The organism is Streptomyces sp. NPDC016845 (assembly GCF_044332585.1).
In the GTDB taxonomy this organism is placed as follows: Bacteria; Actinomycetota; Actinomycetes; order Streptomycetales; family Streptomycetaceae; genus Streptomyces.
The window spans coordinates 1,015,111-1,034,037 of sequence record NZ_JBIRPI010000001.1 but is presented as its reverse complement, the minus strand read 5'-3'; the positions used below and the strand labels follow the sequence as shown (position 1 = coordinate 1,034,037).

The window sequence follows — 18,927 nt, the reverse complement described above, 5'->3', positions numbered from 1 at the left end:
CGTAAAACCCGTGTTGTAGGATGTGCCAGTGAACTTCACCGTGACGCCGACAGGAATGATCGAAGCCTACGGTCTGGAAAACGTGGTCTTCTTTCCTCAGTACACAGCCGCAGAAGTGGATCCGGGGTCCGGCAGTCTGCTGAGTCTGGTGGGGCTGCCGCACTCCGACGTATTCTCCTCACGCATCGACCCGGAGGACCCGTACTCCCCCGACTTCGACCCTGTGGCTCTCGGCAGCCGATTCGACCATTACGGATTCCCGTGCCCGGCGGAGAGCCGATCGTGGTGGATGCTGGGAAACCTGTTCACATCGCTCATCGCGTTCGACCCGAAGTCCGGGAAGGTGTACGCGTTCCCGGAAGGAGAAGAGGGATACATTCTGCTGCACCGCGACATCGAATCCCTCCTCTTCGCGTTGATCGAGTTCCGCAAGCTGGAGGTCGACCACGACAACGAGACGTCGGAGCCCGAGGAGCTGAGCGAACGGTTCAGGCGCGTCGTCGGAGAATTCGACCCCACGCCGTTCGCCGACGAGGACTCCCAGTGGAACCTGTCGCTGCAGGAGTTCGAGGACGGGATGTGGTGACCCGCGCTCCCACGCAAGCGACCACATCCTGAAGCCGCACCGGTCGGGGAGTTCAGGCGGCCCGTTCCGTCAGGAACGACTCCCAGGTGCGGTCGCCGTGCACGGCGTGCACCGACGCGAGGTTCACGCCGTCGCGGTACGCGCGACCGGCCTTGCCCGGCATCCGCATCCCCAGGACGGGGCGCCGGCGCCCGGCGGCGGTCAGGTACGAGCGGACCACGTCGTCCATCGAGTACACCTTCGGCCCGGCCAGCTCCGCGACCAGACCGGCCGGTTCGCCGAGCGTCAGCTCGACCAGCCGCTGCGCGACGTCACGGACGTCGACCGGCTCCAGACGCATCCCGGGCGCCGGGACGAAGGGCAGCTTCGCCATCTTGGCGACCATCTGGTGCACCAGGTCGTGGAACTGCGCGGCCCGCAGCATCGTCCACGCGATCCCCGAACCGGTGATCGCCTCCTCCGCCCGGCGCTGCGTCGCGAACCAGGCCATCGGCATCCGGTCCGCGCCGATCACCGAGATGTGCACGAGGTGCCGCACCCCCGCCTCCCGGGCCGCCGCGGCCAGGTGCTCGGCCACCACGTCGTCGCCCTTGGCGCCGCCGGCCAGGTGCAGCACCGTGTCCACCCCGGCCAGCGCGGCGGCGACACCCTCGCCGCTCATCAGGTCGCCGGTGACGTAGGTGATCCCCTCGGTGTCCTGGTGTTCACCGCGGCTGAGCACCCGCAGCGGGCGGCCCGGCGCCGCCTCGCGCAGCAGGGGCAGCACGTGGCGGCCGAGCGTTCCGGTGCCGCCGGTGACCAGGATCGTGGCGTCAACAGGCATGATGTACTCCTCAGTTGATCGTTCGTGTGGCGTGCGGTCTGCGGTTCTGCTGCTCTGACACGCCGCCGTGGGGGGATGTGACAGATGGCCGGGAAAAATCTTGGAACGAGCCTGCGGGCCGAGATCTTCGAGGCGCACCGCCCGCATCTGCGCGCCGTCGCCTACCGCATGCTCGGCTCCCTCGCGGAGGCCGAGGACGCGGTGCAGGAGACCTGGCTGCGCGCCTCGGCCGCCGATGTCGGCGAGGTGCGCAACATCGGCGGCTGGCTGACCACCGTCACCACCCGGACCTGCCTGAACGCCCTGCGCTCCCGCGCCGCCCGCCGCGAGGAAGACCTGCAGACCGCGTACGGGGCCGACCGCCCGGACGGCAGTCCCACCCCCGAGCAGGAGGTGGAGGCCGCCGACGCGGTGGGCATCGCGCTCCTCGTCGTACTCGACACGCTCACGCCCGACGAACGCCTCGCCTTCGTCCTGCACGACCTCTTCGCGATCCCCTTCGACGAGATCGCCGCGATCCTGGAACGCACCCCCGCCTCCGCCCGACAGCTGGCCAGCCGCGCAAGGCGCCGGGTCCGCGGCACCTCCCCGGCCACACCGGACGCCTCCCGCCGGCAGCAGGCCGTCAGCGCCTTCCTCGCGGCGACCCGCGCCGGCGACTTCGAGGCCCTCGTCGCCCTGCTCCACCCGGACGTCGTCCTCACCGCCGATCCGGCCGTGATCCCGACCCCGGAGCCGGTCGTCGTCCTCGGCGCGCACACCGTCGCCAAGGGCGCGATGGCCGCCACCGGACGCGCCCAGTTCACCGGCCCCGCCCTCCTGGACGGCGCCTACGGCCTGGCGATGGCCCCGCACGGCCACCTGCGCGTGCTCCTCACCTTCACCACCCACCCCGACAGCGGCCTGATCACCGCGATCGACGTGATCGCGGAACCGAAGCGGCTGGCGGCGGTGGAAGTGGCGGTGGCGGTGGCCTGAGCCCTGAGCCCTGAGCCCTGAGCCCTGAGGGTGTGTCGGAGTCTGAGGGTGTGTCGGAGGTGTCCCTGTCGCCCGGGGGCACCTCCCTCCGATACAGACCGTTCTCCTCACTCTTCGCTAACCTGGCCCCATGACCCAGAGCACAAAAGGGACCGGCACCTCTGAAGCACGGACGCGGCTGCTCACCACTGCCACCAGGATCTTCTACGCGGAGGGGATCCACTCCGTCGGCGTCGACCGCATCATCGCGGAGGCGCAGGTCACGCGGGCCACGCTCTACCGCCACTTCAAGGGCAAGGAAGACCTCGTCCTGGCCTACCTCGACCTGGCGGACCGGGAGTTGCGGGGGCAGGCCGAGGCCGCTCAGGCCGGTGCGGAGTCGGCGGCGGACCAGATCCGGGCCGTCTGCCGGACCATCACGGCGGGCATCCAGTCCCCCGGCTTCAGGGGCTGCGCCTTCCTCAACGCGGCGGCGGAGTACCCCGACCGGGACCACCCCGTGCACCGGGCCGTTCTGACGCACCGCCAGTGGTTCCTGGACACCGTCACGGAGTTGCTGGCCCGGACCGGCGAGACACCGGCCGAACCCGCGGGACGCCATCTCGTCATGCTCCGCGACGGCGCGATGGCCTCCGGCTGCCTGTCCGACCCCGTCCTGGTCTCCGAGACCTTCCTGGAGGGCGTGGAAGGAATCCTGGTAGCGCGCGCCGCCGCCTGATCTCTCACCGACGGGCCCCGCACCGCGTCGGCCGTCAGCAAACGGACTGCGTCGCCGTGTGCGGGGCCTGGCGGTGCAGCAGGTCGAGCCTCGCGGCGCGTTGCGGGGGGCTCGTCGGGGTGTGCGGTCCAGCGGTCGAACAGCCCGCGCCGCACGACCTTGCCGGCGGCGATCTGGTCACGGAGGGAGTCCGTCGCCGCGTCGGGGTCCACTCCGGCCTCGTCCGCCTGCCGACGGACCTGTGCCGGGACCTGTTCCTCACGCGGAGCCGCTCGATGACCAGGCCGGTCAACGGGCCGAGCGAGCCGACCGTACGCCGTGGAGCGGATTCAGCGTGCAAGTGGCGGCTGTCGGCGGTGACCCCGGCTCATTGCTCCGACTCCCTTTCGGTGCGAGACGCGGCGATCACTGATTCTCCCTGGCGGCCCGGCCCAGGCGCAGCGCCGAGATGAGGAAGAAGATGCCGCCCGGAACCGCGTAGCCGATCGCGCTGGTGAGGGCGGGCTCGTCCGCGCCGGCCGACGCCACGAACGAAGCTCCGGCCAGGACCGAGATGCCGCCGCTGAGGATCATCGGCCACTGCCCGCCCATCGTGCGGCGCGGCACGGCGACGACGAGCTGGACCAGGCCGGACAGGATCGCCCAGGCGCCCCACACGCGCAGGACCGCCGGGATACCGGACGCGGAGGCGATCGCGACGCCGACGGCCGCGGCGAGGCTGACCGCCATGTTCACGTAGAGCACCGTGGGTGATCCGGTGGTGCGCGACGCCCTCGCGTCGACGACGGCCGCGCCCACGTCGAACAGCGGGTACAGCGTCAGCAGCACGGCCGCGACGGGGCTGATCCTGTCGGCCGTCGTGAACATCACGAGCGCCCACACGACGGCGAAGCCGAACCGGACGAAGTACAGCCGTCGGAGAGCGGCTGCCGTGTTGGTGATGCCGGGTGAAGCGGTGGCGAGCGTGGTGGTCACGGTGATCCCTTTCGGTGGGCATGCGGAGAAGGGGTACAGCCGCCACCCCCGCCGCGAGAACTGACAAGAACGAACGTTCTGTACCCTTAGATTGGCAAGCACGGCCGGGCCTGTCAAGACCGAACGTTCTATCCCCTTGGGAAGCGGTCGTGGGTCACCTCTGGACCCGGACACCCAGAGCGCCGAAGATGCCCGGAAACACGGTCGTCGCGCATCGGGGGGACGATGCAGATCATCGAGGTCACCGGCTACGCCGTCCGATCCGCCGTGCTCACCATGAGAAGCACGGGCAGACCGCTCGAGTTCGTGATCTTCCCGATGCTGCATGTGGCCGCGCCGACGTTCTACGCGCAGGTGCGCACCAGACTCAGGGCGTGTGACCTCATCGTCATGGAGGGAATCCGAGGCAAGTCGGCCGGCGTGAGCGCCCTGACGCTCGCCTACCGATTCGCTCCGCGGCGTCGGCGCAACGGCCTGCAAGAGCAAAGTGACGCGCTGCTCCTGCCGGAGTCCGTGCCGGTCATCCACCCGGACGTGACCGCGGAGGAGGCGATGGCGGACCTGCGGGCGCTGCCCCGGTCGACGTACTTGCTGCTCATGGCCTCGGCCCCCGTCCTCGGCCTGGTCTTCGCGCTGCGCGGTCCGCGCGTCTTCCTCGACGACGACCTGGCGGTCGACGACCTGCCGTCGACGCTGCGCGCGGAGATGCTGGCCGACGATCCTGTCGAGCGGGCGATGACCGCCCGGCGGGACGAGCGGTTGCTCGACGCACTGGGCGAGATACACGCGGACCATGCCGATGAGCCGATGCGCGTGGCCGTCGTCTACGGGGCACGGCACGTCCCGGCGCTGGTGTCGGGCCTGATGGGGCGCTACGGCTACCGGCCGCGCGAGGCGGAGTGGCTCACGGCGCTGGTCCCGCGGTAGGACGGCGGACGGATGCGCGTACGCCAATGGCGGCGCACCCCGCGCAGTTGGCGCCGGACCGGGGCGCTGCCGCGGCGCCGCCGCTCAGTCGAGGGTGCGATGGACGCTGACCGCGTAGCCCCCACCGTCATAGGGGGCCGCGTCCCACGTGGCGAACCGGTCCACGAGTGTGAGGCCGGCCGCCGCGCAGTAGGCGTCGTACTCGGGGAGTGTGATGGTGGGCGGCACCGGCAGATGCGCCGCGTCCAGGCCGAACCCCGCGACCAGCAGGCCGCCCGGACGGATGGCCGCGGCGAGGCGTTCGACCACCGTGGCCTCCGTACCGGGCGCGAGCAGCGGCAGGACGTTGCCGGCGGCGACCACGAGATCGAAATCCGGGGCGATGCCGAGCGCGGCCGGATCGAATGCGGCGAGATCGACCTGGAAGCAGGGCAGGTGCGGCGCCCGTTCCCGCGCCACGTTCAGCATCGAGGCGTCCAGGTCGATCCCCGTGCAGTCGTACCCGAGCTCCGCCAGCCGGATCATGACCCGCCCGGTACCGCAGCCGGCGTCCAGCACCCGCGCCCCGGGGGGTACCAGGGCCGCGCAGAACGCGGCCTCGCCGTGCACGTCCTTCCCGCTGCGGCGCAGCGCGTCGAAGCGGGCGGCGTACTCTTCCCCGGACGTCCCACCGGTCAGTTCCTGCCAGCGACTCATGTGATCGACTATAGGTCGGCCGGGGCGGAGACGATCAGGACACTGATCAAGGGGCGCTGATCAAGGGGCGCTGATCAGGAGGCGACGAAGCGGGCGATCTGCCCGAGCACGACGGTGTCCGTCAGGTACCCGATGTGGGTCTGGCAGACCACGTTGTTGTTGGTCGCGCCGTCGAGCCGGGTGCTCGTGTAGGGCAGGATGATGCCGTCGCACGCCGAGTACCAGGTGGCGTACTTGGTCGAGCCGGGCGTCTCGTCGCCTGAGGAGATCTGGGAGATGAACGAGGAGCCCGGGTACATCTGCTGGCAGGTCGTGTAGATCAGACAGGCGCCCGCGTAGGTGGTGCCGTGGTTGGCTCCCGCGATCGAGGCGAGGTGGCTGACGCTGGTGTTGCCGCCGAGGACCTTCAGGTAGTACTGGCTGACCAGGCCGCCCATCGAGTGGTTGACGATCGCGACCTTGCTCGCGCCGGTCCGCGCCTTCACGGTGTTGACGTAGGAGGCGAGGCCCTGGGCGTTGGTGACGTTGTTGCCGTACGAGTTGTACTCGTAGGCGAAGAGGTTCGCGCTGGACCAGCCGTTGGCGCGGAAGACGCTCATCGCGGTGACCCAGTTGGAGGCGTTGCCGGTGTAGCCGTGCACGAAGACGACCGGCGTACTGGTGGACAGCGGCTGCACGGCGGCGGATCGTGCCTGTGCCTGTGCGGGCGCGGAACCGGACTCGGCGGCGCCTGCCGTCGTGACCGAGGAGAAGAGGGTGAGCGCGGCGGCGGTGGCCGCCAGTACGCCGAGCGGCCGGCGCGGGGAACGACGGGATGCGGAGCCCATGGAGCCCTCCTGGAGGGGTGCGGGTTTCTGGTCCGACCAGGGTCGTGGCACCGGCCCCGGACGCCATCGGCGAAATCACCGGTCGCCAAACCCGCTGGAGCCGTCGGACAGCGGCAAGGCGATGGAGTTCTACGGGCCGGCCCCGTTCTCGTACACGACATGGACGGCGGAGAGCGGGCGGCAGTGGCCCCTCGTCGGCCTCGGAGTCCTCCTGGTGCTGGTGCGACGAGTTGCAAGGAGCACCGAACGACGCAGGACACTTCTTCCCGGCAGAAGCTCCTGAGGAGACCACCCGGCACCTCAGAAAGTTTCTGGGAGCCGCGTGGACCCACCGGAGTTCAGACCACCCGGCCGGACGGTTGTGGCGTCGGATCGTAGGCGTTGCCGCGTACGACGTCCCTCAGGCGCACCACTGCTGTGAGCATGTCCTGGTGGGTGGTGTAGAGGGCATTGACGCCGAAACGGAGCAGGTCGGGGGCGCGCATGTCGGCGATCACCCCCTTCTCCGCCAGCGCCTGCACCAGTCCGTAGGCGTGCGGGTGGCGGAGGGAGACCTGGCTGGCGCGGTGCTCCGGGGCGGACGGGGTCACCGGCTCGAAACCGAGCGGTGTCAGGAGCTCGTCGGCGCAGTGCAGGAAGAAGCCCGTCAGGGAGAGGCTCTTGGCGCGGACCCGCTCCAGGTCGACGCCGTCGAACGCCGTCAGGGCCGCTTCGAGCGCGAGCAGGGAGAGGATCGGCGGGGTGCCGATGCGGGCCCGGGCGATACCCGGCGCCGGTGTGTAGCCGGGCGCCATGCCGAACGGGTCGGCGTGGCCGGTCCAGCCGGTCAGCGGTGTCTCCAGAGCCTCGTGGTGGCGGCGGGCCGCGTACAGGAAGGCGGGGGCGCCCGGGCCTCCGGAGAGGAACTTGTAGCCGCAGCCGACGGCCAGGTCGACACCGAGGTCGTCGACGCCCACCGGGAGGGCGCCGGCGGCGTGGCACAGGTCCCACAGGACGAGCGCGCCGGCGCGGTGCGTGGCATCGGTCAGCGCCCTCATGTCGTACAGCTCGCCGGTGCGGAAGTCGACGGGCGAGTAGCTGACGACGGCGACCCGGTGGCCCTCGGACGCGAGGAACTGTTCGAGGGCGGTCGGCGGTACGTGTCTGACCTCCAGGTTTCCGCGACGGGCGACGGCGTCGGCCAGATAGCGGTCCGTCGGGAAATGGCCGGGGTCGGTGACAAGGAGCGGCCGGTCCGGGCGCAGCGCGGCGGCGGCGCCGAGCGCGCTGAACAACTGCACGCTCGTCGAGTCGCCCGCCACCGTCTGTCCGGGCCCGGCGCCGATGAGACGGCCGATGGCGTCGCCCACCCTGAGGGGCGCGTCCCACCATCCGTGCTCGTTCCACGCCCTGATCAGACCGGTGCCCCACTGGCGGTGCACGACGTCGGTGAGGACCGGTGGCACCGCCGCGGGCAGGGGGCCGAGGGAGTTGCCGTCCAGATAGACCACTCCCTCGGGGAGGAGGAAGCGGTCCCTGAGCGGGGCCAGGGCGTCGTCGGCGTCGAGCTTCGCGGCCTCGTCGCCGATCGTGGCGGGATGGGTCGTCACGGTCGCACCGCCTTCCTGCTGGCCGCCGCCATGTCGCGGAGGGTGTCCGCGACCGCGCGGGCGCCGGGCGCTTCCGGCTCGATGAGCGTGTAGTGGCCGGTGCCGGGCAGCACGATCGTCCTCAGGTCGTGGTGCACGGCCGCGTAATCGGTGAACTGGGTGAGCGGCACCTCCTCGTCGACGGCGCCGTGCAGCAGCACGGTGGGCACTCCCGTCGTGCCCGCACCGCGCAGCAGGGTGAGCGGGTCGACTGAGCCCATCCGCTCGTCGAACTCGGCTTCGCCTCCGAGGAGTTGGACGGCGGCACCGTTGCTGAGGTCGTCGCGGCGGGTGGCGGCGAGGTCGGTCAGCGGGGCGAGCGCCAGCACGCTCGTCGGCAGGGCGCTGGTGGTGTGCCAGGGCGAGCCGGCGGGCAGCAGTCCGCGGGCCGCGCACCACAGGGCCAGGTGTCCGCCGGAGCAGTGCCCGGCGAGGACGTACGGGCGCCCCCGCGGCAGCGTGTCCACGATCCGGGCGACGTCGTCGAACGTCTCCGGGTAGCCGCCCGCGCCGCCGGACCTGCGGAAGCCGGGGAGCAGGACGTCGAAGCCCTGCCGGGAGAGGTAGGCGGCGAAAGGGGTGAGGTGCATGCGGTCGTAGCGCCAGTACCCGCCGTGCAGGAGGATCACCAGGGGGGCGTCGGGGTCGTCGGACGGCCACGCGTCGTAGACCTGGTGGGGGTGGTCGCCGTAGCGGCCGTGTGCCGGTGCCAGGACCGGTTTCAGGCTCAGGACCCGCTGCTCCTCCTCGGCGGCGAACGCGGAGACGACCCTCTCGGTGCTAGAGCTCACTGCGCACCTCCCACAGTTCGGGGAAGACCGGGCGGGACGCGCGCCGCTCCAGCCAGGCGAGGCCGGAGGAGCCGGCGCTGCCGGGCTTGGCGCCCATGGCGCGGCGCACGACCATGACGTGGTCGAAGCGCCAGCGCGCCACCAGTTCGGCCAGGTCGGTGAGCGACTCGCCCAGGGCGAGCAACTGGGGCCGGTCCGCGCAGGGCCCGGCGTAGACGCGCCGCCACGCCTCGACCACGCCCGGGTCCGACGTGTACGGGGCGGTCACGTCCCGCTCCGCGACGTGCTCCGGGACGGGCAGACCGCGCCGGTGCAGGAAGCGCAGCACCTCGTCGTAGAGGGAGGTGGCGCGGTAGGTCTCGGCCAGCGCCTCGTGGACCGCGGGGTCGCCCCGGTGGCCGTTCAAGAGGCCCGCGTTCTTCTGGCCGAGGAGGAACTCCATGTGCCGGTACATGGCCGACTGGAAGCCCGACGCCCTGCCGAACGCTTCCCGGAACCCGTTGAACTGGGCGGGTGTCAGGGCCGCGATCGGCTTCCAGGAGGCGTTGAGCGCGGTCAGGGCGCGGCCGCTGCGGGTGAGCGCGTCCATGGCGGCGTCCGCATCGTCCTTGGCGAACGCCTGCCGTGCCGTCTGCCACTCGTGCACGACCAGCGTGAACCACAGCTCCATCACCTGGGTGGTGACGAGGAAGCCCATCTCGTCCGCGGCCTCGGTCAGCGGCTGCTGCAGCGAGTTGAGCACGGACGCGTGCACGTATTCGTCGTAGGGGCTCGGGCCCTGGAAGGGCTGGGTCAGGGTGGAGTCCGCGGCCGGCTCGGCGAGGGCGGACGTGCTGTCGGTCATGGCTCTCCTTGTGCGGCGGTGCGGCGGAGCGGCGGTACGGGCGGTGCGGCGGTGCGGTCTCAGGCGCCGATGTGGGCGCCGCCCGAGGCGTCGATCCACTGGCCGGTCACCCAACGGGCCTCGTCACTCGCCACGAAGGACACGACATCGGCGATGTCCGCCGGCTGGCCGAGGCGGCCGAAGACGGAGGCGTCCGAGTAGCGCTGCCGGATCTCCTGGATGCGGAGGGTGGGGTTGATCTCCGTCTCGGTGTAGCCGGGCGCGACGCTGTTCACCGTGATGCCGCGGGGTCCGAGCTCCGTGGCGAGGGCGAGGGTGAGGTGGTCGAGGGCGGACTTGGTCATGGTGTAGGAGACGATCGCGGGGAGGCCGACCCGGGTGGCCACCGAGGAGATGTTCACGATCCGGCCGCCGTCGCGAAGCCTGTCGAGCCCGCGCTGGATGATGAAGAAGGGCGCCTTGGTGTTGATCGCGAAGACCCGGTCGTAGTCCTGCTCGGTCACGTTCGCGATCGTGCGCGGGACGGTGATCCCCGCGTTGTTGACGAGGATGTCCAGGCCCGGTTCGGCGTCCTGCCCGGCCAGGGCCCGGTCGAAGGCCCCCCACAGAGTGGCGGCGTCGCCGTCCACGCCCAGCTCGGCGCGGACGGCGAACGCGCGGCCGCCTTCGGCGTCGATCTCCTTGACCGTCCGCTCGGCCGCCGCCTCGTCGTGCCCGTAGTGGACCGCCACCAGGGCGCCCTCCCGGGCCAGGCGCCGGCTGATGGCCCGGCCGATGCCGCGGCTGCCGCCGGTGACCAGAGCGGTCTTGCCCTCGTGCCGCATGTCGGTGGTCAACTTCATCTCCTGGAAGTCCTAGAGGGGGTTCGGGTACGGGTACGGGTCATGTACAGGTACGGGTATGGGTGCGGTCATGCGTCGAAGTCGAGGGTGACCTCGGTGCTGCGTGGCCGGGCCCGGCAGACGAGCGTGTAGCCCGCCGCCAGGTCGTCGGCGTCGAGGGCGTACTGGTCGCCCAGCTCCACCTCGCCGGTCAGGACCTTGGCGCGGCAACTGCCGCACACCCCTTCCCGGCAGGCGTACGGCACCTCGGGGTGCGCCCTCAGCAGCGCGTCGAGGAGCACGTCCTCCTGCGGCTCCGCGGTGACGGCGGCGCGGCGTCCGCCGAACAGTGCGGTGATCCGGGCGGGCCGGGCGCCGGGCGCTGTCTCGGGTCGCGTGTCCTGGCACGCGTCCCGCCGCTGACCGGGGGCGGTGGTGAACACCTCCGAGCCGACGGACGCCGGATCCGCGCCCCACGCGATCAGCGCCTGCCGGACCGCCGTGACCAGGCCGTCCGGACCGCACAGGGCGAACGTCGTGCCGGGTCCGGGGCGGGCGTCCAGCGCGGTGAGCAGCCGTGGCAGCCTGGCGGTGTCGACGCGTCCGCTGACCAGTTCGCTGCCGCGGTCCTCACGGGTGAGGACGTGCAGCACGGTGAACCGGTCGACGAACGCGTCCTTCAGCTCGGCGAGTTCGTCGGCCAGCAGGGCGGTCGCGGTCGTCGGCACCGCGTGGACCAGGGAGACCCGGCAGGCGGTGTCCTCACGCAGCGCGGCTGCCGCCATCGCGATCAGGGGGGTGATGCCGGAGCCGCCCGCGATGAGCACGTGGTGGTGCGCACCGGACAGGCCCGACAGGTCCGACAGGCCCGAAGGGTCCGACAGGGCGAAGGCGCCGTCCGGCGGGGAGAGTTCGAGGTCGTCGCCGGGGGCCAGGACGGTCGTGGCGTACGCGCCGAAACCGTCGGGGGCGCCCCGTTTGATCACCAGGCGGAAGGCGTCCGGGTCGCCGACCGGGGGGCACACCGAGTAGCTGCGGCGGAGTTCGCGGCCGGTGTTCCTGTGCCGTACGACGACGTGTTGGCCGGGACGGTGGGCGAAGGTGTCCCGAAGGTCGTCGGGGACGTGCAGGGTGACCGCGACCGCTTCCTCGGTCAGCCGGCGTACGTCGGTGACCGTCAGCCGGTGCCAGCCGGTGCGCCGGGCACGGGGTGCGGCGGTGCCGGTGGCGGCCGTGGTCATGGTCGTGGTGCTGGTACTGGTGCCGGTGCCGGTGCTGGCGCTGGTGCTCGTGGACATGGTGGGCCTCACACCGCGCTCAGATGGGGGAACGTCTCCCGGCACGCCGTGCACCGCAGCACCGACTGGCAGCGGGTCGCGCCGAAGGCGCTGTGCGGCCGGGTGGCCCGCGATCCGCAGTGCGGGCAGGGCACGCCGCCCAGCTCGACGAGGACCGGTCCCCCGGGCGCTGGGGCGGGGGCGGGCGGCGCGATGCCGTGCGCCGCCAGCTTCTCCCGTCCGACCGGGGTGATGCGGTCCGTCGTCCACGGCGGTGACAGGACCTGCCGTACGCGCCCGTCGGGGTGGCCGCATGCGGCGAGGGCCTCCTCGACGGCGGAGGTGATGGCGGGCAGGGCCGGGCAGCCCAGGAACGTCGGCGTGATCTGCACCTCGAGCACCCCCTCGGCGTCCGGCGCCACGGAGTGGACGACGCCGAGGTCGCCGAGGCCGATCATCGGCAGCTCCGGGTCCGGCAGGGCCTCGACCCGCGCCCGGACCTCTTCGGTGGAGCGGCGGTACGCGTTCACCAGGTGCCTCCCGGGAACTGGCGCCGCACCGACTGCAGTTCGGCGACGAGCGGCCCGAACTCCTCGGTGTGCAGGCCGGTCCGCCCTCCGCGGGCCCGCCATCGCGGCGCCGGGACGGTGAGTCCGGCGCTGCCGACGACCTCGCCCACCCGCTGCTCCCACGGCGCGCGCAACGGGCCCGGCGACGGCACCGTGCCGGCCCCGACGAGGCGACGCACCACCTCGTCCTCGTCGAACAGTTCGGCGGTGTACGGCCACACCCGGTCCAGGCCGGCCTGCATGCGCCGGGCGCTCTCCGGGGTGCCGAGCCCGAGGCGCCGCGTCCAGTTGTCGGCGTGCATCCGGTGGAAGGCGACCTCCTTGGCGGCCCGCGCCCCGAACCCGGAGAGGTCGGTGTCCGCGCAGCCGGCCAGCGCCTCGTAGTACAGGACCGCGTAGTGCGTGTAGGCGAGCTGACGGGCCACGGTCGCGGCGAAGTCACCGTTCGGCAGCTCGGTCAAGAGGGCGTTGGTGAACTCGCGGTCCGCGCGCGTGAAGGCGTAGTCGTCCTCGGTGCGGCCGGTCCCGTCGAGCCGTCCGGCGCGGGTGAACAGGGTCCGGGCGTGGCCGACCAGGTCGAGGGCGATGTTGGACAGCGCCAGGTCCTCCTCGATCGTCGGCGCCCGTGTGATCCACTGGCACAGCCGCTGGCCGAGGACGAGCGCGTCGTCGCCGAGGCGCAGCAGGTGCGTGGCGAGGTCGGGGTCCGGGCCGGTGCGGACGGTCTCCGCCGTCGGCGCCGTGTCACTGGTCGTGGACACCGTCGGGCTCCTTCTCGCTCGGTCCGGTCAGCGGGGCGTACTGCTCCGGATACCGGTACGGCTTGTGGCGGGCGTTGCCGAAGTAGGGGTCGCGCTCGTCCGGGGAGACCGCGTGCACGGCGTCCGAGCGGACCACCCAGAGCGACAGCGGGTCGCCCCGGCGGACGTAGAGGTCGCGGGCGCGGCCGAGGGCCATGTCCGCGTCGTCGGCCCGTACGGATCCCATGTGCTGGTGCGCCAGGCCCCGGCGGGGCCGCAGAAAGACCTCCCAGGACGCGGGCGCGCCCTCCCGCTCCGCGCTCGTTCTGGCGATGGTGCTGGTGCTCGTGCTCGTGCTGGTAGTGGTGGTGCTGCTGGTGGTGGTGTTCATGCGGGCTCCTCCTCCCGGGCGGCGTACGCGGCGGCCGCCTCCCGTACCCACGCGCCGTCCTCGTGCGCGGCGCGCCGGTGCGTGATGCGCTGCCGGGCCCAGTGCGTGTCGTCGCCGAGCGCGTCGCGGTACGTCTCCCAGTCGACGGGGGTGAAGTCGTAGTGGCCGCGCTCCTCGTTCCAGCGGATCGCCGGGTCCGGCGGGGTCAGTCCGAGCCGTTCGGCCTGCGGGACGACGCTGTCGACGAAGCGCTGGCGCAGCTCGTCGTTGGTGTGGTGCTTGATGCCCCAGGCGATGGCGCGGCGGGAGACGGCGGCGCCGAGCGCGGCGGTGCGCGCGCCCGCTCCCCCGGCCTCGGTGTCGGGCGGGCCGAACATCAGCGCCACGGCCGGCAGCCACCAGCGGTCCACCGCGTCCTGTGCCATCCGCTGCTGCTCCGGCGTGCCTTCGCACAGCGCGCGCATCAGGTCGTAGCCCTGCCGTACGTGGAAGGCCTCCTCCTGGCAGACACGGCGCATCGCGCGGGCGTAGGGACCGTAGGAGGTCCGGCACAGGGGGGCCTGGTTGATGACGGCGGCGCCGTCCGTCAGCCAGGCGATGGCGCCGGTGTCCGCCCAGGTGAGGGCCGGGTGGTTGAAGGTCGCCGCGAAGCGCTGCAGGCCCCGGTGGAGGGCGTCGAGGAGTTCGGCGCGGTCCACGCCCAGCGTCTCGGCCGCGGAGTACAGGTACAGGCCGTGGCCCGCCTCGTCCTGCACCTTGGCGATGAGCACCGACTTGCGGTGCAGGGAGGGCGCCCGGGTCAGCCAGGCGCCCTCCGGCTGCATGCCGATGATCTCGGAGTGGGCGTGCTGGGCGACCTGCCGGAGCAGCATCCGGCGGTAGCCGTCGGGCATCCAGTCGCGCGGCTCGACCGTCTCACCGGCGGCGATGAGCGCGTCGAAGTGCGCGAGCAACGCGTCCTGCGAGGCGGGTGGTTCGTCCTGCGGAGCGGCCGCGTGCTCACCCCGATGGGCGTCGGGCGCCTCGTCCCGCCCGGAGGCGGACGGTTCCTCCCGCGCGGCGGGGGGCGCGACGGGGCCGGCAGCGGTCCGGGGTGCGCTCATGCCGTGCCACCCGCCGCGCCCCTCGCCACGTCGTTCGCCACGTCGTTCGCCACGTCGTTCGCCCCTGCTCCTGTCCCCGCCCCGGCCCTGTCGCCTCCCGCGCCACCTCCGCCACGGGTCCGCCCCGTGGCGGACCCGTGCCGCCGGCCGGCCGAACCCCGCACGCACTCCCTGGGCACTCGCATCACTCCCTCAGCGTCGACACCGCCCCACGGACGACCTCGGACCGCCACCAGCCCCACGAGTGAGCCGTATAGCGGAACCTCCGTCCCGGAAAGAGGCGGCGAGCGGGCCCCGCTATCCCCTCGCGTGCGCGGCGGCCGCGTGACAAAGGTCACGCCACACCCGAGGGAATGTGACGTGTCCCGTGCGCCTCTGCATCGGGTGACACATCAGGCCCGTACGGCGGCAGGCGTGCCGCAGCGAAAGGGGAAGCCATGAGCACCATCAGGGAGTTGCTGGTCGAACTCACCGGCACCGCCGAGTACGCCGACACCGGCGCCATCGGTGACGACGTCGACCTGGCCGCCAGCGGCATCGACTCCGGTGACCTGGTGCGTCTCGTCCTGCTCGTCGAGCAGCGCCTCGGGGTGGAGATCAGCGCCGAGGACATGGAGGAGCTCCGTACGATCGCCGACTACGAGCGGTTCGTGGCCGGGCGCCCGGTCGCCGGTGCCGCCGGCGGTGCGTGATGTGGCTGACCCAGCTGCTGGAACGCAACCGCCAGTGCTTCCCCGGCCGGACCGCGCTGGTCGACGAGGTGCGCAGCGTCACCTGGGCCGAGTTCCACGACCGTACGGCCGAACTCGCCCTCGGCCTGGCCGAGTCGGGCATCGGGCGCGGTGACCGGGTCGCCGTACTGTCCAAGGACCGGATCGAGGTTCTGGAGAGCTACTTCGCGCTCGCCCGGCTCGGCGCGCTGTTCGTGCCCCTGAACCACAGCCTGGCCGGGCCCGAGGTGGCCGGCGTCATCGAGCGCGTCGGCGCGGTGGCCGTCCTCGGCGAGTCCGACCTGCTCGACCGGCACCCGACGCTGCCCGCGTCGGTGCGGATCCGGATCGCCCTGGACAAACCGGAGTTCGCGGCCCTCGGCACGGTCGCGGCGGAGCGCGAGCTGCCCGTCGTGGCGGACACCGACCCGATCGCCGTGCTGCACACCTCGGCCACCACGGGGCAGGCCAAGGGCGTCACGGTCGACTCCGCGTCGTTCCGGGCCATCGCCCTGGGCTGGCTGGTCATGGCGCGCCCCACCGACGACATCGTCATGGTCAACTGCTGCCCGCTGTACCACGGCAGCATGGTCGTGTCCCTGACGTACCTGGCCGCCGGTGCCACGGTGGTGCTGACACCCGGCTTCACACCGCAGCGCGCCCTCGCCGCGGTGGAGCGGCACCGCGCCACGCACATGTGGCTGGTCCCGCAGATGCTGCGCTTCATGCTCCAGGCGAAGAGCTCGCACAGCACGGACCTGTCCTCACTGCGGGAGATCCTCTACGGCGCCGCCCCGATGCCGCTCGACGTGTACGCCGAGGCGGTGCGGCGGCTCGGCTGCGGCTTCCGCCAGGTCTACGGCATGACCGAGGTCGGCGGGCCCTTCGTCACCCTCGGCCCCGACGAGCACCCCGTCCCCGGTGACGTGACCGCCCGCATCCCCTGCGGCCGGGTGGTGCCCGGCATGTCGGCCCGCGCGGTGGACGGGGCCGGGCGCGAGCTGCCGCGCGGCGAGATCGGCGAGATGGTCGTGCGCGGCCCCGGCGTCATGCGGGGCTACTGGAACGATCCGGCGGCCACCGAGGAGATCCTCCTCGACGGCTGGGTCAGGACCGGCGACCTCGGCTTCATGGACGAGGAGGGCCGCATCCACCTGGTGGACCGCAGCAAGGACCTCATCATCCGGGCCGGCCAGAACGTCTATCCCTCGGAGATCGAGCGTGCCCTGATGACGCATCCGGCCGTCCGCGACGCCGCGGTCGTCGGCATCCCCGACGAGGACTACGGCGAGGTGCCGCTCGCGTACGTCGTGGCGGAGAACGGGACCGGTACCGTCGAACTGCTCAGCCACGTCTCGCGGTTGCTCGCGCCGTACAAGCGCCCGCGCCGTATCGAGTTCATCGAGCAGGTGCCGCGCAACCCCGCCGGGAAGATCATCAAGAAGTCGCTGCGGGTCTGAGGGCATGCCCGCGCGTTCTCGTCAGGACCGGCCGTCGTGCGCGACGGCCGGTCCTGCCTGCGGTCCCCCGGAGGCACGGGTGTTCGCGGAGCTCGACCGGCTGCGGCCGCTGTGCGCGGCGGCCGGGCTCGGTCTCGGCGTCGCCCTCGCCTCGGACGAGCGGGCGGTCCCCGCCGGACCCGCCGAGGAGGCCGCCGCGGCGGACATGCCGCCGCACCGCCGTCGCGAGTTCCTGGCGGGCCGGCTCGCCGCCCGGCGCGCCCTGCGCGCGGTGGGCCTCGACTGCGGCGAGATCCCGCGGGCGGGCCGCCTGCCGCTGTTCCCGCCCGGACGCGCGGCATCGATCTCGCACAGCGCGGGCGTCGCGGTCGCCGCGGCCCGCGCGGCGGGTCACGTCGCACCGCTCGGCTGTGATGTGGAGCTGCGCCCGCTGCCCGACGGCGCGGCACGTCTTGTGCTGCGCGAGGACGAGGAAGCGCTGCTGAGCGACGCGTGGCCGGTGACATCGCTGTTCTCCGCGAAGGAGGCCGCGTGGAAGGCCCTGCGCCTCTCCCGCGGGACGGGGACGAGGAGCCTGCGTGCCCTGCGGGCACAGCCGTACGGTGGTGGTCTGCGCATCGCGGTACGCGCGGCCCCGGACCGCGCCGTGCTCGTCCGGGTGGCGCCGGTCGGACCGGGCGTCTTCAGCTACGTGTACGAGTGACCTGTGAAGCCACGTGTACGAGTGACCTGTGAGGGGATGCCGGCGGCGCCCCCTCACAGGTCACCGCATGCTCACTCCCGCGCGCCGACCAGGACCGCCATGTTGCCCGCCGGGTGCCGGTTGTCGTGGATGAGCTGGTGCGCCAGACCGATCTCCTCGAAGCCGAACGTCCGTGACAGGCACGGATCGACGACGCCCTGGTCGATCAGGCGGGTGATCTCGCGGGCCTCGCGGGCGCTCGCGACGTGGGAGCCCTGGAGACGCTTCTGCCGCATCCACAGGAAGCGCAGGTCCACGTCGCCGTTGTAGCCGGTGGTGCCGCCGCAGATGACGACCATGCCGCCGTTGTCGCACATGTACATCGACGTGGGGATGGTGTCGGCGCCCGAGTGCTCGAGGACGATGCGCGGGGCCCGGCGCTCTCCCAGCACCTCCCAGAACCGCCGTCCGAACGCGCGCGCCCCCTTCAGCCAGCGGCCCATCGCCTCCTCGTCCGACGTGTCCGGCAGCCGGCCCCAGTGGTCGAACTCGCGCCGGTCGATCCAGCCCTGCGCGCCGAGCCGTACGCAGTACTCGCCCCGCTCCTCGCTGGAGACGACCGCCACGGGGACGCCGCCGACGTGCCGGACGAGCTGGATCGCGATGCAGCCGAGGCCGCCCGCGCCGCCCCAGACCAGTACGGGGTCTCCGGGCCGGACCGTGTGCGGCTCCCAGCCGAAGAGCTGGCGGTAGGCGGTCGCCGCGGTCGCCATGTAGCAGGCGGACGCGGCCCAGGTCAGCCGCTTCGGCTTCGGGTGCAGCATGTAGTCGTCGACGACCGCGAACTGCGCGAAGGAGCCGTAGTTCTCCTCGTACCCCCACACCCGCTGCGAGGTCGAGAAGGCCGGGTCGGCGCCGAGGCGGATGTCCTCGGCCGCCTCGTCCCACCGGCTGGCGAGGACCACGACCTCGTCACCGAGGCCGACGCCCCGTACGTCCTCGCCGACGGCCCAGACGACGCCGGACAGGTCGGAGCCGCCGATGTGGAAGTCCTCGGTGGCGCCCGCCTTCTGCCGCGCGGCGATCACGTCGAGCGGTTCGCCGAGCGCCGCCCACACGTTGTTGTAGTTGACGCCGGCCGCCATCACTTTGACGAGCACCTGCCCGCGGCCGACGGGCGGGACGTCGACGACCTCGGTGCGGAAGGCGTCGACGGGCTGCCCGTAGCGCTCCTGGCGGATGAGGGAGGCGTACATCTGCTTGGGCGCGGTGCCGAGCGGCGGTGCGTCGCCGAGCTCGTACAGGTTCTTGGTCGCGGTCGCGTGCACAGGAGGCCCTTCGTGACAGGAGCGGGGACGGAACGAGACGGGACGAGACGGGA

Annotated in this window: 21 protein-coding genes; 7 read left to right on the top strand and 14 right to left on the bottom strand. The window is 72.3% G+C overall.

Annotated features, from left to right (window positions below):
- Positions 1-28 precede the first annotated feature (28 nt).
- Positions 29-586, top strand: coding sequence for an SUKH-4 family immunity protein (locus ACH4RC_RS04315; protein WP_398194887.1), 558 nt, complete (start codon positions 29-31; stop codon positions 584-586).
- A gap of 52 nt (positions 587-638) precedes the next feature.
- Here ACH4RC_RS04315 and ACH4RC_RS04310 read toward each other — a convergent pair whose 3' ends face one another.
- Positions 639-1,409 carry an SDR family oxidoreductase gene (locus ACH4RC_RS04310; RefSeq protein ID WP_398194886.1) on the bottom strand — a complete coding sequence of 257 codons (771 nt, stop codon included), beginning with the start codon at positions 1,407-1,409 and terminating at the stop codon, positions 639-641.
- Positions 1,410-1,493: 84 nt separating this feature from the next.
- Between ACH4RC_RS04310 and ACH4RC_RS04305 the strand changes: the two genes are divergently transcribed.
- Positions 1,494-2,387, top strand: coding sequence for a sigma-70 family RNA polymerase sigma factor (locus tag ACH4RC_RS04305; RefSeq protein ID WP_398194883.1), 894 nt, complete (start codon positions 1,494-1,496; stop codon positions 2,385-2,387).
- Between the two features lie 130 nt (positions 2,388-2,517).
- Positions 2,518-3,105, top strand: a complete 588-nt coding sequence (locus ACH4RC_RS04300; protein WP_398194881.1) for a TetR/AcrR family transcriptional regulator — start codon at positions 2,518-2,520, stop codon at positions 3,103-3,105.
- 405 nt (positions 3,106-3,510) lie between these two features.
- On the opposite strand, the gene ACH4RC_RS04295 is transcribed toward ACH4RC_RS04300, so the two are convergent.
- Positions 3,511-4,080, bottom strand: coding sequence for a hypothetical protein (locus ACH4RC_RS04295; RefSeq protein WP_398194880.1), 570 nt, complete (start codon positions 4,078-4,080; stop codon positions 3,511-3,513).
- Positions 4,081-4,305: 225 nt separating this feature from the next.
- Here ACH4RC_RS04295 and ACH4RC_RS04290 point away from each other — a divergent pair, with 225 nt between their 5' ends.
- Positions 4,306-5,007: a hypothetical protein gene (locus tag ACH4RC_RS04290; RefSeq protein ID WP_398194879.1), complete on the top strand. Its 702-nt coding sequence runs from the start codon at positions 4,306-4,308 to the stop codon at positions 5,005-5,007.
- Positions 5,008-5,091: 84 nt separating this feature from the next.
- Here the strand turns inward: ACH4RC_RS04290 and ACH4RC_RS04285 are convergent, their stop codons facing one another.
- From ACH4RC_RS04285 to paaA, 11 genes are all read right to left on the bottom strand, one after another.
- Positions 5,092-5,703, bottom strand: coding sequence for a class I SAM-dependent methyltransferase (locus ACH4RC_RS04285; protein ID WP_398194878.1), 612 nt, complete (start codon positions 5,701-5,703; stop codon positions 5,092-5,094).
- A 74-nt stretch (positions 5,704-5,777) separates the two neighbouring features.
- Positions 5,778-6,530 carry an esterase/lipase family protein gene (locus ACH4RC_RS04280; RefSeq protein ID WP_398194875.1) on the bottom strand — a complete coding sequence of 251 codons (753 nt, stop codon included), beginning with the start codon at positions 6,528-6,530 and terminating at the stop codon, positions 5,778-5,780.
- Between the two features lie 338 nt (positions 6,531-6,868).
- Complete coding sequence (locus ACH4RC_RS04275) at positions 6,869-8,119, bottom strand: kynureninase (RefSeq protein WP_398194872.1); 1,251 nt, start codon at positions 8,117-8,119, stop codon at positions 6,869-6,871.
- Positions 8,116-8,949 carry an alpha/beta hydrolase family protein gene (locus ACH4RC_RS04270; protein ID WP_398194871.1) on the bottom strand — a complete coding sequence of 278 codons (834 nt, stop codon included), beginning with the start codon at positions 8,947-8,949 and terminating at the stop codon, positions 8,116-8,118. The genes ACH4RC_RS04275 and ACH4RC_RS04270 overlap by 4 nt, the downstream gene beginning before the upstream one ends.
- Positions 8,939-9,793 carry a tryptophan 2,3-dioxygenase gene (locus ACH4RC_RS04265; RefSeq protein ID WP_398194868.1) on the bottom strand — a complete coding sequence of 285 codons (855 nt, stop codon included), beginning with the start codon at positions 9,791-9,793 and terminating at the stop codon, positions 8,939-8,941. The genes ACH4RC_RS04270 and ACH4RC_RS04265 overlap by 11 nt, the downstream gene beginning before the upstream one ends.
- A 59-nt stretch (positions 9,794-9,852) precedes the next feature.
- Positions 9,853-10,629: an SDR family oxidoreductase gene (locus ACH4RC_RS04260; RefSeq protein WP_398195709.1), complete on the bottom strand. Its 777-nt coding sequence runs from the start codon at positions 10,627-10,629 to the stop codon at positions 9,853-9,855.
- A gap of 74 nt (positions 10,630-10,703) precedes the next feature.
- Positions 10,704-11,855 carry a 2Fe-2S iron-sulfur cluster-binding protein gene (locus ACH4RC_RS04255; RefSeq protein WP_398195706.1) on the bottom strand — a complete coding sequence of 384 codons (1,152 nt, stop codon included), beginning with the start codon at positions 11,853-11,855 and terminating at the stop codon, positions 10,704-10,706.
- A 65-nt stretch (positions 11,856-11,920) separates the two neighbouring features.
- The gene (paaD, locus tag ACH4RC_RS04250) at positions 11,921-12,421 is read right to left on the bottom strand and encodes a 1,2-phenylacetyl-CoA epoxidase subunit PaaD (RefSeq protein WP_398194865.1); all 501 of its coding nucleotides are present in this window, start codon (positions 12,419-12,421) and stop codon (positions 11,921-11,923) included.
- The gene (gene paaC / locus ACH4RC_RS04245) at positions 12,418-13,221 is read right to left on the bottom strand and encodes a 1,2-phenylacetyl-CoA epoxidase subunit PaaC (protein ID WP_398194862.1); all 804 of its coding nucleotides are present in this window, start codon (positions 13,219-13,221) and stop codon (positions 12,418-12,420) included. Before paaC ends, paaD begins: the two co-directional genes overlap by 4 nt.
- Positions 13,205-13,591, bottom strand: a complete 387-nt coding sequence (gene paaB / locus ACH4RC_RS04240; RefSeq protein ID WP_398194860.1) for a 1,2-phenylacetyl-CoA epoxidase subunit PaaB — start codon at positions 13,589-13,591, stop codon at positions 13,205-13,207. Before paaB ends, paaC begins: the two co-directional genes overlap by 17 nt.
- Positions 13,588-14,694 carry a 1,2-phenylacetyl-CoA epoxidase subunit PaaA gene (gene paaA, locus ACH4RC_RS04235; RefSeq protein WP_398194857.1) on the bottom strand — a complete coding sequence of 369 codons (1,107 nt, stop codon included), beginning with the start codon at positions 14,692-14,694 and terminating at the stop codon, positions 13,588-13,590. The genes paaB and paaA overlap by 4 nt, the downstream gene beginning before the upstream one ends.
- Positions 14,695-15,131: 437 nt before the next feature.
- Between paaA and ACH4RC_RS04230 the strand changes: the two genes are divergently transcribed.
- The 3 genes from ACH4RC_RS04230 (at position 15,132) to ACH4RC_RS04220 (ending at position 17,567) form a co-directional block, all read left to right on the top strand.
- Positions 15,132-15,386 (top strand): acyl carrier protein, encoded by a 255-nt coding sequence (locus ACH4RC_RS04230; protein WP_398194855.1) that lies wholly within the window; start codon positions 15,132-15,134, stop codon positions 15,384-15,386.
- Positions 15,386-16,864, top strand: coding sequence for a class I adenylate-forming enzyme family protein (locus tag ACH4RC_RS04225; RefSeq protein WP_398194853.1), 1,479 nt, complete (start codon positions 15,386-15,388; stop codon positions 16,862-16,864). Before ACH4RC_RS04230 ends, ACH4RC_RS04225 begins: the two co-directional genes overlap by 1 nt.
- A 79-nt stretch (positions 16,865-16,943) precedes the next feature.
- Positions 16,944-17,567, top strand: coding sequence for an enterobactin synthetase (locus tag ACH4RC_RS04220; RefSeq protein ID WP_398194851.1), 624 nt, complete (start codon positions 16,944-16,946; stop codon positions 17,565-17,567).
- 71 nt (positions 17,568-17,638) lie between these two features.
- Here ACH4RC_RS04220 and ccrA read toward each other — a convergent pair whose 3' ends face one another.
- Positions 17,639-18,874 carry a crotonyl-CoA carboxylase/reductase gene (gene ccrA / locus ACH4RC_RS04215; protein WP_398194848.1) on the bottom strand — a complete coding sequence of 412 codons (1,236 nt, stop codon included), beginning with the start codon at positions 18,872-18,874 and terminating at the stop codon, positions 17,639-17,641.
- Positions 18,875-18,927 lie beyond the last annotated feature (53 nt).